Below are 12,870 nucleotides of genomic sequence, written 5' to 3' on the forward strand. Positions count from 1 at the left end.
TACTGGTTTAAAGTTAATCCACTATAAAAATACCGTTTCAGCAAAAAAGGTCGTCTGAAACGCCCTCAAGAATGAAAAAAATCCATCTCATCCTTATGCTTCCAGTTTTTCTGACAGGTTGCGCCGGCCTGCCCTCACTGGACGAGCGCCCTGAGAGCCACTACCTCGACATCCGTTCCGCCCCGCGCATGGATGCCCTGCTCAACACCGCTACTGCCAAAACCGGAGGCGATATTTCCAATGTCTATCTGCTCAACGACGCGCACGAAGCCTTCGTCGCCCGCGCCGCCCTGATTGAAGCCGCCGACCACACCCTGGACCTCCAATACTACATCTGGCACAACGACATCTCCGGCAAGCTCATGTTCAACCTGATCCACCGTGCCGCCGAACGCGGCGTGCGCGTGCGCCTGCTGCTGGACGACAACAACACCAACGGTCTGGACAACGTCCTGCTCGCCCTCGACAGCCATCCCAATATCGAAATACGCCTGTTCAACCCCTTCGTCCGCCGCAAATGGCGCGCGCTGGGCTATTTGACCGACTTCCCGCGCCTCAACCGCCGGATGCACAACAAATCCTTCACCGCCGACAACCGCGCCACCATCCTCGGCGGGCGCAATATCGGCGACGAATATTTTAAAGTCGGCGAAGACACCATCTTTGCCGACCTCGACATCCTCGCCACCGGCCGCGTCGTGACCGAAGTTTCCCAAGACTTCGACCGCTATTGGGCAAGCCATTCCTCCTACACCGTCGCCAGCATCATCAAAAAAGGCGATATCGAAAAAGGCTTCCAAGAGCTGGGTTACAACGACAAAGACAAAAACGAAACCCTCAGCCGCTACCGCAGCAGCATCGAAAATTCCGAACTCTACAAAAAAATGCAGAGCAACAGCATAGACTGGCAAAGCGTCCACACCCGCCTGATCAGCGACGACCCCGCCAAAGGGCTGGACCGCGACCGCCACAAACCGCCCATTTTCGACCGCATGCAAAACGCCCTGAAAACACCCGAAAAAAGCGTCTATCTCGTTTCGCCCTATTTCGTTCCCACCAAATCAGGCGTACGCGCGCTCGACCAACTCGTCAAAAATGGCGTGGACGTAACCGTCCTGACCAACTCGCTCCAAGCGACCGATGTCGCCGCCGTCCATTCAGGCTACGTCAAATACCGCAAGCCCCTGCTCAAAGCCGGTGTCAAACTCTACGAGCTGCAACCCAACCACGCCGTCCCCACCACCAAAGACCGCGGTCTGACCGGCAGCTCCGCCACCAGCCTGCACGCCAAAACCTTCATCGTGGACGAAAAACGCGTCTTCATCGGCTCATTCAATCTCGACCCGCGCTCCGCCAGACTCAACACCGAAATGGGCGTCGTCCTCGAAAGCCCCAAAATCGCAGGCGAAATGCAGCGCACCCTCGTCAACACCACCCCGAAATACGCCTATCAGGTCACCCTCGACAAATACAACAAACTTCACTGGTACGACCCCACCACCCAAAAAACCTACTCCACCGAGCCGGAAGCGAAATTTTGGAAACGCGTTACCTCCAAAATCCTCTCCATCCTGCCGATAGAAGGATTGCTGTAAAACCCGAACAAAAGGTCGTCTGAAAACCTGTATTTCAAGTTTTCAGACGACCTCAAAACAAACTACACAAACATCGACCCGACACAATATCAAGTTACCGTACAAAGCCACGGACTCGTTTTCAACCCGCAATATAGTGGATTAAATTTAAATCAGGACAAGCCGACGAAGCTGCAGACAGTACAGATAGTACGGAAAGGCGAGGCAGCGCCGTACTGGTTTAAAGTTAATCCACTATACATTAGCCTGCCGATAAAACCGAACATTATCAAAAACAAACCAGTCCGTTCACCCATCTGCGCCAAACCGTATTTTTCGTTTTTCTCACCCTTTCGTTCTTTACGCTCATATTCGTAGAAACAGAAAAACTTTTTTCAGACGACCTCATGCAGACCTCGTCTGAAATGTCCCTAAAAGGAATCCCATGAAACCGATTATCCGTACCGCCCTGACCGCCGCCATCATCCTGCCCCTCGCATCCTGCGGCCTTTTTTCCGGCAAACACCATCCAAAGACCAAAACCCACACCACCGCCCGAACAGTCCAACCCGTCCGCATCAGCCACATCGACCGCACTCAAGGCTCGCAAGAACTTATGCTGCACAGCATGGGGCTAGTCGGCACGCCTTACAGATGGGGCGGCAGCAGCACTGCCACCGGCTTCGACTGCAGCGGCATGATTCAATTCGTCTATAAAAACGCCCTCGATGTCAGCCTCCCGCGAACCGCCCGCGACATGGCGGCAGCCAGCCGAAAAATCCCCGACAACCAATTAAAAGCCGGCGACCTCGTCTTTTTCAACACCGGTGGTTCATCCCAATATTCCCACGTCGGCCTCTACATCGGCAACGGTGAATTTATCCACGCCCCAAGCAGCGGCAAAACCATCAAAACCGAAAAACTCTCCAGCCCGTATTACGCTAAACATTATCTCGGCGCGCATACTTTCTTTACGGAATAAGGCATACAGCGGGATTCTTCATCTATCGACACAAGACAAAAACGAACCAACGTCGTTAACGTAATCTCAATTCCAATGCAGCAAATCAAAAAGGTCGTCTGAAAACCTGTCTTTCAAGTTTTCAGACGACCTTTTCGTCAAATCCATTCAAACACCGCCGTCGGCGACGCTTCAACAAAACCGCTCTTTCCTTACCCAAGCAGCCTCATCAAAAACAGCCGCTCCGTTGTACAGGCGAAATAGCGGAATAATCAGCGCGTCTTCTGTCAGCGTGTGTTTCAATTGCTCAAATCAAACATTTAAGCCTGCAAAGAAGCACGATTTTCCAAAACTTGGTCAATCAAGCCGTATTCTTTGGCTTCTTCGGCGGACATGAAGTTGTCGCGGTCGGTGTCGCGTTCCAAATCTGCCAAGTCGCGGCCGCAGTGTTTCGCCATCAGGCGGTTGAGTTTCTCTTTGATTTTCAACAGCTCGCGGGCATGGATTTCAATGTCGGATGCCTGACCGCCCAAACCGCCGCTGATTAAAGGCTGGTGAATCATGATACGGCTGTTGGGCAGGGCGAAACGTTTGCCTTTTTCGCCTGCCGAGAGCAGGAATGCGCCCATGCTTGCCGCTTGTCCCAAGCACAAAGTCGAGACGTTGGGCTTGATGAAATTCATGGTGTCGTAAATCGACATGCCTGCCGTTACCGAGCCGCCGGGCGAATTGATATAGAAAAAAATATCTTTGTCCGGATTTTCACTTTCCAAAAACAACAGCTGGGCAACCACCAAATTGGCGGATTCGTCGGTTACCGGGCCGATCAAAAATACGATGCGCTCTTTTAAAAGGCGCGAGTAAATATCAAATGCACGCTCGCCGCGACCGCTTTGTTCGATAACGGTAGGAACGAGATAATTATTGAAATCGAAGGACATTTTTGTCTCCTGTCAATGTTGCGAAAGCACCAAAGGGGTGCTTTGGTGCTTTCAAGTTGCCTGTTTCAGACGACCTTTTGAAGATGATTAGGCTTGTGCGCCCATCACTTCGTCAAAAGACAAAGCTTTTTCGGTTACTTTGGCTTTGCCCAAAACGAAATCAACGACGTTGCTTTCTACTGCCAAAGAAGTCGGACCTTGCAGGCGGGAAGGCTCTGCGTAGTACCAGTCGATCACTTCTTGAGGATCTTCGTAGCTTTCTGCGAAGTTGGCAACAACGGCTTTGATTTGCTCTTCAGTCGGTTCCAGTTTGTTTTCTTCAACCAGTTTTGCCAAAATCAGACCCAAAGATACGCGGCGTTCGGCTTGCTCTTTGAACATATCCAAAGGCAGATCGAAGTTGGCAGCGTCAGCCATGCCTTGGTTGACGAAATTTTGTTTCATTTCGTTTGCCAAACGGGCGGCTTCTTCATTTACCAAAGCAACAGGTGCTTTCAGCTCTACGGCTTTGAGCAGCGCGTTCATTACCGATTCTTTGGTTTGTTCGTTCACGCGGCGTTCAACTTCGCGGCCTACATTTTTCTTCACTTCTTCGCGCATTTTGGCAACGTCGCCGTCGGCGATACCCAATGCTTTGGCGAAGTCGGCGTCAACTTCAGGCAGGGTGGGTTCGGATACATTGTTCAATGTGATAGTGAAGACGGCGGATTTACCGGCAACGTCTTTACCGTGGTAGTCTTCAGGGAAGTTGACGGTAACGTCTTTGCTCTCGCCTGCCTTCATGCCGACTACGCCGGCTTCAAATTCAGGCAGCATTTGACCTGCGCCCAATACGAAGGCGTAGTTTTTGGATGCGCCACCGGCAAAAGGTTCGCCGTCGATTTTGCCTTCGAAGTCGATGATGACGCGGTCGCCGTTTTGGGCTTCGCGTTCAACATGGTTGAAGCGGGTACGTTGTTTGCGCAGGATTTCTACGGTTTGGTCCACTTCGGCATCGCCGACGGAAGCGGTTACTTTTTCGACTTCTTGCGCAGACAAATCGCCGATAACGACTTCAGGGAACACTTCGAAAATCGCAGCGATTTTCAGGGATTCTTTATCGTCTTGTTCTTCAACGCCTTCGAAACGCGGATAGCCGGCAACTTTCAATTCTTGGGCAACGGCAACATCGTAGAAGCGGCGTTGGACCATTTCATTGATGACATCATTTTGAGCGCTTGCACCGTACATTTGGGCAATCATTTTTAAAGGTGCTTTACCCGGACGGAAACCGTCGATTTTTGCACGGCGTTGGGTTTGTTTCAGTTTTTTATCGGTTTCTGCGTTGATTTCGGACCAAGGCAGAGACAGCACTACTTTGCGTTCCAGATTTTCTAAAGTTTCAACAGTTACGCTCATCGTAAGACCTTAATTTGTTGTGTTAAATAAAAAATGGAAATCCTTTTGCCAATGATGACTGCAAAAGCGGCTCCGGCCCATCGGGGCTTTTATCGTCCGTTGCTTGCAAAAGGCAGGAAAATTAGCTGGCTAGTATATCACAATGTTTGATTGACTGGATAATATAGTGGATTAACTTTAAACCAGCACGGCGTTGCCTCGCCTTGTCCTGATTTAAATTTAATCCACTATAACATCGATAGACGGGCCGATTTTGCCCCGATAAAATAAGGTATTGAATCCGACATCATAAAAAGGTCGTCTGAAAACAGGTATAACCGGTTTTCAGACGACCTGTGACTTTTATCGGAATTACAATTGGTCTTTTTGCGCCAGAATCCTGCGGCTGCCGTTGATGTCTGCAGGAGAAACGACACCGGCGTTTTCGAGCGCTTCCATCAGGTTGGCGGCGCGGTTGTAGCCGATGCGCAACTGGCGTTGCAGGGAGGAGATGGAAGTTTTTTTGCTTTCCAAAATGTAGGCGACGGCTTGGTCGAACAGTTCGTCGCTGCCCGCATTCGGATTGACGATATTGGTGGTTTCCAGCGCGGCTTCTCCGCTGAGCAGACCTTCGATATAGTCGGCAGGGGCTTGCGATTTAACGTAGTTAACGACTTGATGCACTTCGTCGTCTGAAACAAACGCACCTTGCAGGCGGGTCGGCTCGGCACTGCCCGGTTGCAGGAACAGGGAGTCGCCGTATTTCAGCAGTTCGTCCGCACCCATTTGGTCGAGAATGGTACGGCTGTCGATTTTACTTTGTACGGTAAACGCCATACGCGTCGGGATATTCGCTTTAATCAAGCCGGTGACGACATCGACGCTCGGACGTTGGGTCGCAACAATCATATGGATACCGGCGGCGCGCGCTTTTTGGGCGAGGCGGGCGATTTGTTGCTCGACGGCTTTGCGTTCGGTCATCATCAGGTCTGCCAACTCGTCGATAACGACCACAATCATCGGCAGTTTTTCGAGCGGTTCGGGATCGTCCGGATTCAGGCTGAACGGGTTGGGCATGGGTTTGCCTGATGCTTTGGCGGCTTCGACTTTTTGGTTGAAACCTTCCAGATTACGCACGCCGGCATGGGAAAGCAGGCGGTAGCGTTTTTCCATTTCGGCGACACACCAGTTCAACGCCTGCCCCGCTTCGCGCATATCGGTAACGACTGGGCAAAGCAGGTGCGGAATGCCGTCGTAAATGCTCAATTCGAGCATTTTCGGGTCAATCATAATAAAGCGGACTTCTTCGGGCGTGGCTTTGAAAAGCATGGACATAATCATGCCGTTCACGCCGACGGATTTACCCGAACCGGTCATACCGGCGACCAAAAGATGCGGCATTTTTGCCAAATCGCCGACGACGGGCGTACCGGCGATGTCTTTGCCCAGCGCGACGGTCAGCTTGGATTTGGCTTCGGTAAACACGGGCGAAGACAAGATTTCGCTCAACATGACGTCTTGGCGTTTTTCGTTGGGCAACTCGATGCCCATCGTGTTTTTACCCGCGATGGTTTCCACAATGCGCACGGCTTGCAGCGACATGGAACGCGCCAAATCTTTAGACAGGGCAACGATTTGGCTGCCTTTTATACCTTGCGCGGGTTCGATTTCATAACGCGTAATCACAGGGCCGGAAGTGGCGGACACGACTTGCACGCCGATGCCGAACTCTGCCAACTTGGACTCAATCAGCTCGGCAGTGCGCTCCAATTCGTCAGGATTGATGCTGACAGGTTCGCCGTTGGGCAGGCGCAGCAGGCTCATGCTGGGTTTGTGGTATTCGCCTGTTTGTTGCGGCTCGTTGTCTTCAAACAAAGAAGCCTGAATTTTGGGCGGCGGCGCAACGGAGACCGCGACGGATTTGCGGTTGCTGGTACTGCCTGCAAGCGGGGCAACAGGCGTGGCGGTGATGTTTTTGGCTTCTTTCACCATGCGGCGGGTGTTTTCAGTCTCCAATGCTTCGGCGGTCGAGCCGTCGTCTTTTCGTCTGCCCAATGCCTTTTTCAGACGACCCCAAATGCCTGAAAACAGGCTTTCGGTATTGCGTCCTGTTTTTGCCATGACTTCCAGCCAAGACACTTGCGCCAGCAAGGAAACGGAAAGCAGCAGCATGACGCACATAATCAGCAGGCTGCCGGATTTGCCCAACAGCCAAGCCAAGCCCGAACCTGCCAAAGCACCGACCAAACCGCCCGCACCGACGGGCAGGGTTTCGTCCAAGGTATTTTGAAGGGTGAAGTATTCGAGAATCGGGCTGCACACCAAAAGCAGGAACAAAGCCAGCGCGGCAACGCCATGGTTGTAGGATTTGTAGTTTTCGCGCTTTTGCAGCGGGCGGAAATTTTTATAGAGGAAAACGCACGAAGCGGCGATCCACCACCAAAACGACAGTCCGAAAAGATAATAGCCGACATCGGAAACATACGCGCCGAACAGCCCGCCGAAGTTGGCGATGCCGTCCGGTTTCGGCACGCTGCGCGACCATGCCGGGTCGGTCATTTTGAAGCTGGCGAGGGAAATGGCGATAAAGACCGTCACCATCAGCCCGAAAAGCCACAGCGCGTCGTTAATCAGATTGACGACGTGTTCGGGGCGCGCTTTTTTTTCTTCATTTTTTTGCAGCGCTTTGGCAGCCTTCAAACGCTCGGAAACCTTGTTCGGCTCGGTCTGCGCCTTGGTTTGGCTTTGACGGCGTGTAGTCGGTTTGGCGTTTGTTTTGGCTTTCGGTTTGGATGCGGTTTTAGAGGATTTTGCGGTCATGGATGGATTTTTGATATTCGGTATAGGTCGTCTGAAAAGGGAAAACCGACGGGGAATCAATCCGTCGGGTGTAATGTGTGTAAGGTTTAAATTATACCGTATTTACCGTTTCTGATAAAACAAGGTCGTCTGAAAAGGTTTTCAGACGACCTCTTGCTTAACACTCAGCCATCAGTCTTTCAATGCTTGCTCTGCGGCATTGCGGACTTTATCGGCAGCCGCTTCGATTTCGGATTGTGCAACTTCAGATTGTGCAACTTCGGAAACGGTTTGTACCGGAACGGTTTGTGTTGAAACGGTTTGCTCTGAAGCAGGCGTTTCCGCTTGTGCGGCGGCAGTCGGTTTTTCAGTCGGCGCAACAGCTTCAGGGGCTTGGAGCGGCAGGCGCGCCAAAATGGTGCGCACACCAGTCACTTTGTCGCCGATGGCAACTTGTGCCTGCGCGTCAACCGGCAGGTACATATCGACGCGCGAACCGAAGCGGATAAAGCCGTAGCGTTCGCCGCGAGTCAATTTCTCGCCCACTTTGGTGTAACACAAAATACGGCGGGCAACCAAGCCTGCGACTTGGACGAAGGTAATTTCGCGTCCTGACGCGGTAGTCGCCAGTACGGCGTTGCGTTCGTTTTCTGTACTGGCTTTGTCCAAATCGGCGTTGAGGAATTTGCCTTTGTTGTATTCGACGGCGGTCACGGTGCAGTCGGCAGGCGATTTTTGTGAGTGGACGTTAAAAACGTTCATGAACACGCTGATTTTCAACGCTTCGGTATCACGGTAAGGATCGCGCGCACGTTCGACGACGACGATGCGTCCGTCAACGGGGCTTAAAATCGCTTCGGGGTCTTGCGGGATTTCGCGGGCGGGATCGCGGAAAAATTGCAGGGCAAATACGGTGAAAATCCAAAACGGCAGCGACCACCAGCCGCAGCAGGCGGACACCAGCAAACTCAATACCAAACCGCCGCCGATAAACGGCCAGCCCTCGCGGGCGATAATCGGGTGGGGGTACAGACGGTTCATAATTTTCCTTTTCTATTCAAATTTTGCCGCCATTATAGCGGAATATCCTACAAAGGTCGTCTGAACGCTGTTTCAGACGACCTTTTGTCTTTTTATATTTATTGTTATCCGGCGGTGTTACCGTTTTCCAAAACATCCAAAATGTTTTTCAGGTTGGCAGAATCGAGCTGACCGGGGGCGGAGGCGGTTCCTGCCGTGCCGAACGTGATGGCGGAGCCGAAGGTTGAGCCTGCGATGCGGCTGACGAGTCCGAGTTTGCCCATAGAAATGGTAACAATCGGACGGTTTGCGGCTTGACGAGCTTCCCAAGTGGCGTCCAAAAGCGTCAGGACATCGGCGGGACTTTGAGGCATCACGGCGATTTTGCAGATGTCTGCGCCTGCTTCTTCCATTTTTTTCAGACGACCTGTGATGTCCGACTTGGCGGGCGTTTGATGGAAATCGTGGTTGCTCATCAGGACGGCGGTGTTGTGCGCTTTGGCAGTGGCGACGGCTTGGCGGACTTCGTTCTCACCGGCGGAAAGCTCGATGTCTATGATGTCGATAATGCCTGAAGCGGCGGCTTTATCGAGCAACTCGAAATAATACGCTTTGCTGCAAGGGTATTCGCCGCCTTCCTCCGCGCGCCTGAAGGTAAACAGCAGCGGGGTTTCGGGAAACGCACGGCGTACGGCTGCGGCTTGGGCGAGCAGGTATTCGGGATTGCCTGCTTGGGCGAAATAGTCGGCTCTGAACTCGATAATATCGAAACAGGCGTGTTCGAGGTTTTTCAGGGCGGCGGATAAGGCTGCTTCGTCTCGGGCAACCAAGGGAACGGCGATTTTCGGCTGTCCGCTGCCGAGCGTAAGATGGCGGATGGTCAGGGTTTTCATGGTTTTTCTGCTGTGTTGGTACGATGGCTGTCGAGCAGCGGATCGGGGAACGGTGTCCAAACGACGCCGTTGATGCCGCTTTCGGTCAGGCGGCGGTTGAGCCAACTGTTGCATGTATTGAAAAGATGGTAACGCCCTTCTGCCTCGTAGAACGCGTCGTCCGGGCTGTAATGTGCGCCAACAACTGGGATGGCTTTGCCTGCTTTCAATTTGAAATGACGCATCAGGTTGGCACTCAGGCGGAGGTATTGCTCGCGGCTGACGGTGAATTTGACGGTATTTTCGCCTTCAGGCGGCGGATCGCGGTAGTAGACGGCGTGAATCAGCGTGCTGTTGACCCCGCTTAATGCCTGCACCGCCGTAGATGCGGTCAAATCCGACCACTGCGGCGTGTTCAAATAAAAATTGCGCTCGCCCCAGCCTATGCCGACGTAGCGGATGGGGGCATTGCCTTGCCCAGCGCGACTGTCGGCAGGATTGATGATGCTGGTCCAGTCGAAAAGGTCGTCTGAAAGCGGCATGACGATGTCGGCGTGTACGCCGTTGCTGTGCAGATAAAGGGTTACGTCGCCGTCGGAGGCTTCAGTGCTGTCCTGCGGAATCTTACCAAGTATGTAGGCGGCGGCAAAGTAAAGGATGGCAGCGATGATAAACGCCAACAGGGCTTTCAGGAGGATTTTGAATATTTTTTTCATTGACGTGACAGCGTCGTTAAAGATGCGGCATCATATCACGATAACGGCATGTTTTAGGCATTTCAGACGACCTTAACGCTTTAACTACAAAGGAGGTCGTCTGAAAATCAACAAATAGATATTTTTAGTTTTCCATCAATCCGTTTTCGTAAAAAACCGCGCCTGATTGTTAACATTATATTTACACTACACGCGATTACAAATATACTCGTCGCCATGCTGCACGGCTTTGTTTGCCTGAAATCCAAAGCCTGCGAACGTCCCGACGCGGGAAACAAGAAAAACCGATTCAGTGAAATCAATAAAAAAGCAACGTCAGGCGATGAGCCTAGGCATCAGCGGTTTTAACGATTTCGCGTTATGTTTCAGAGGAATACTTCATGGACTTACATGCAAAGGACAAAACCCAGCATCCTGAGAATGTCGAGCTGCTCAGCGCGCAAAAGCCGATTACCGACTTTAAAGGCCTGCTGACCACCATCATCTCCGCCGTCGTCTGTTTCGGCATTTACCACATCCTGCCCTACGGCACCGACGCCAACAAAGGCATCGCGCTGTTGATTTTCGTTGCCGCGCTTTGGTTCACCGAAGCCGTCCACATCACGGTAACCGCGCTGATGGTGCCGATTCTCGCCGTCGTGCTCGGCTTCCCCGATATGGACATCAAAAAAGCGATGGCGGGCTTTGCCGATCCGACGATTTACATCTTCTTCGGCGGCTTCGCGCTTGCCACCGCCCTGCACATGCAGCGTCTTGACCGCAAAATCGCCGTCAGCCTCCTGCGCCTGTCGCGCGGCAATATGAAAGTCGCGGTGTTGATGTTGTTTGCCGTTACCGCCTTCCTGTCCATGTGGATCAGTAATACCGCGACCGCCGCCATGATGCTGCCTTTGGCAATGGGTATGATGAGCCACCTCGACCAAGAAAAAGAACGCAAAACCTACGTCTTCGTCCTGCTCGGTATCGCCTACTGCGCCAGTATCGGCGGTTTGGGCACCGTGGTCGGTTCGCCGCCGAACATGATTGCCGCCAAAGCCCTGAATCTGGACTTCGTCGGCTGGATGAAACTCGGCTTGCCAATGATGTTGTTGATTCTGCCTTTGATGCTGTTCTCCATGTACGTCATCCTCAAACCTAATCTGAACGAACGCGTCGAAGTCAAAGCCGAATCTATTCCTTGGACGCTGCACCGTGTAATCGCGCTGTTGATTTTCTTGGCTGCTGCCGTCGCTTGGGTATTCAGTTCCAAAATCAAAGAAGCGTTCGGCATTTCCAACCCCGACACCGTCATCGCCCTGATTGCCGCCGTCGCCGTCGTCGTATTCGGCGTGGCGCAATGGAAAGAAGTCGCCCGCAATACCGACTGGGGTGTATTGATGCTCTTCGGCGGCGGTATCAGCTTGAGCGCGCTGCTGCAATCTTCCGGCGCGTCAGAAGCATTGGGTCAACAGGTTGCCTCCACCTTCTCCCATTCGCCCGCATTGCTGGTGATTTTCGTGGTTGCCGCCTTCATCATCTTCCTGACCGAGTTCACCAGTAACACAGCCTCCGCCGCGCTGCTCGTGCCGATTTTCGCCAGCATCGCCACGCAAATGGGGCTGCCCGAGCAAGTCTTGGTATTTGTTATCGGCATCGGCGCATCTTGCGCGTTTATGCTGCCGGTTGCTACGCCGCCCAACGCGATTGTGTTTGGTACGGGCTTGATTAAGCAACGAGAAATGATGAACGTCGGCTTGCTGCTGAACGTCCTCTGTATCGTATTGGTTGCGCTGTGGGCTTATTTCATCCTGATGTAAACCCGTAAAACCATAACCACAAGGTCGTCTGAAAGAATATTTTTCAGACGACCTTGAAGTTTTTCCGCCCAGCACCATTTCCAAAAAGATTCTTAACGAAAGGAAACCCATGATTATCCTGCACACCAACAAAGGCGACATCAAAATCGAACTCGATTTCGACAAAGCCCCCGTTACCGCCAAGAACTTCGAGCAATATGTCAAAGACGGCTTCTACGACGGCGTAATCTTCCACCGCGTCATCAAAGGCTTCATGATTCAAGGCGGCGGCATGGACGAGAACATGAACGAAAAAGAAACCCGCGATCCGATTCAAAACGAAGCGTCCAACGGCCTGCCCAACGAGAAATACACCATCGCCATGGCGCGCACTTCCGACCCGCATTCCGCCAGCGCGCAATTCTTCATCAACACCGCCGACAACGCCTTCCTGAACTTCCGTTCCAAAGAGCTGTACGGCAAAACCGTCGTCCAAGACTGGGGCTACGCCGTATTCGGCAAAGTGGTCGAAGGTTTTGACGTAGTCGATGCCATCGAAGGCGTCGCCACCAAACGCCACGGCTACCACGACGACGTACCGACCGAACCCGTCGTCATCACCAAAGCCGAAGTGGTATAAGATTGACACGCTACATCCCATAACGCAAAAAGCAGCCTGAAACGGGCTGCTTTTTTATTGGGCAATGTTTGAACGTAATCCGCCGCGCTTGTTTTCAGACGACCTTTGATATCAAAACCGTTGCCTACGGACTCAAACCCGCTTTGCCCCATCACAAAAGACGATTTATAGTGGATTAACTTTAAATCAGGACAA

The 12,870-nt window shown here is 52.4% G+C and carries 11 protein-coding genes and 1 pseudogene; 5 read left to right on the forward strand and 7 right to left on the reverse strand.

What is annotated here, in order from left to right:
- Nucleotides 1-71 precede the first annotated feature (71 nt).
- The 3 genes and pseudogenes from HMPREF2572_RS11550 (at nt 72) to HMPREF2572_RS11555 (ending at nt 2,556) form a co-directional block, all read left to right on the forward strand.
- Complete coding sequence (locus HMPREF2572_RS11550; protein WP_070498776.1) at nt 72-1,595, forward strand: phospholipase D family protein; 1,524 nt, start codon at nt 72-74, stop codon at nt 1,593-1,595.
- A gap of 129 nt (nt 1,596-1,724) precedes the next feature.
- A pseudogene (locus tag HMPREF2572_RS15285) lies at nt 1,725-1,952 on the forward strand (hypothetical protein); the annotation flags it as partial.
- A gap of 67 nt (nt 1,953-2,019) precedes the next feature.
- Nucleotides 2,020-2,556 (forward strand): C40 family peptidase, encoded by a 537-nt coding sequence (locus tag HMPREF2572_RS11555; RefSeq protein ID WP_070498777.1) that lies wholly within the window; start codon nt 2,020-2,022, stop codon nt 2,554-2,556.
- Nucleotides 2,557-2,855: 299 nt separating this feature from the next.
- On the opposite strand, the gene clpP is transcribed toward HMPREF2572_RS11555, so the two are convergent.
- The 6 genes from clpP to HMPREF2572_RS11585 form a co-directional block, all read right to left on the reverse strand.
- Nucleotides 2,856-3,476, reverse strand: a complete 621-nt coding sequence (gene clpP / locus HMPREF2572_RS11560) for an ATP-dependent Clp endopeptidase proteolytic subunit ClpP (RefSeq protein WP_003742152.1) — start codon at nt 3,474-3,476, stop codon at nt 2,856-2,858.
- Between the two features lie 87 nt (nt 3,477-3,563).
- Nucleotides 3,564-4,874: a trigger factor gene (tig, locus tag HMPREF2572_RS11565; protein ID WP_070498778.1), complete on the reverse strand. Its 1,311-nt coding sequence runs from the start codon at nt 4,872-4,874 to the stop codon at nt 3,564-3,566.
- Nucleotides 4,875-5,225: 351 nt separating this feature from the next.
- Complete coding sequence (locus HMPREF2572_RS11570; RefSeq protein WP_070498779.1) at nt 5,226-7,673, reverse strand: DNA translocase FtsK; 2,448 nt, start codon at nt 7,671-7,673, stop codon at nt 5,226-5,228.
- 171 nt (nt 7,674-7,844) lie between these two features.
- On the reverse strand, nt 7,845-8,693 hold the full coding sequence (locus HMPREF2572_RS11575; RefSeq protein WP_070498780.1) for a phosphatidylserine decarboxylase: 849 nt from the start codon (nt 8,691-8,693) through the stop codon (nt 7,845-7,847).
- 104 nt (nt 8,694-8,797) lie between these two features.
- A complete protein-coding gene (gene aroD / locus HMPREF2572_RS11580; RefSeq protein ID WP_070498781.1) occupies nt 8,798-9,565 on the reverse strand; it encodes a type I 3-dehydroquinate dehydratase in 768 nt (255 codons plus the stop codon).
- Nucleotides 9,562-10,260 carry a TIGR02117 family protein gene (locus HMPREF2572_RS11585; RefSeq protein WP_070498782.1) on the reverse strand — a complete coding sequence of 233 codons (699 nt, stop codon included), beginning with the start codon at nt 10,258-10,260 and terminating at the stop codon, nt 9,562-9,564. Before HMPREF2572_RS11585 ends, aroD begins: the two co-directional genes overlap by 4 nt.
- A gap of 380 nt (nt 10,261-10,640) precedes the next feature.
- On the opposite strand from HMPREF2572_RS11585, the gene HMPREF2572_RS11590 reads away from it, so the two are divergent.
- Both HMPREF2572_RS11590 and HMPREF2572_RS11595 read left to right on the forward strand, forming a co-directional pair.
- Nucleotides 10,641-12,056: an SLC13 family permease gene (locus HMPREF2572_RS11590; protein WP_070498783.1), complete on the forward strand. Its 1,416-nt coding sequence runs from the start codon at nt 10,641-10,643 to the stop codon at nt 12,054-12,056.
- Between the two features lie 109 nt (nt 12,057-12,165).
- Entirely contained in the window at nt 12,166-12,675 is a 510-nt protein-coding gene (locus HMPREF2572_RS11595) for a peptidylprolyl isomerase (protein WP_070498784.1), read from the forward strand.
- On the opposite strand, the gene HMPREF2572_RS14935 is transcribed toward HMPREF2572_RS11595, so the two are convergent.
- Nucleotides 12,618-12,870 (reverse strand): hypothetical protein (locus HMPREF2572_RS14935; RefSeq protein ID WP_210385315.1); only part of this gene is annotated, 253 nt, incomplete at its 5' end. The two genes, HMPREF2572_RS11595 and HMPREF2572_RS14935, sit on opposite strands and share 58 nt — an antisense overlap.

Source organism: Neisseria sp. HMSC064E01 (assembly GCF_001808875.1).
GTDB lineage: Bacteria > Pseudomonadota > Gammaproteobacteria > Burkholderiales > Neisseriaceae > Neisseria > Neisseria sicca_A.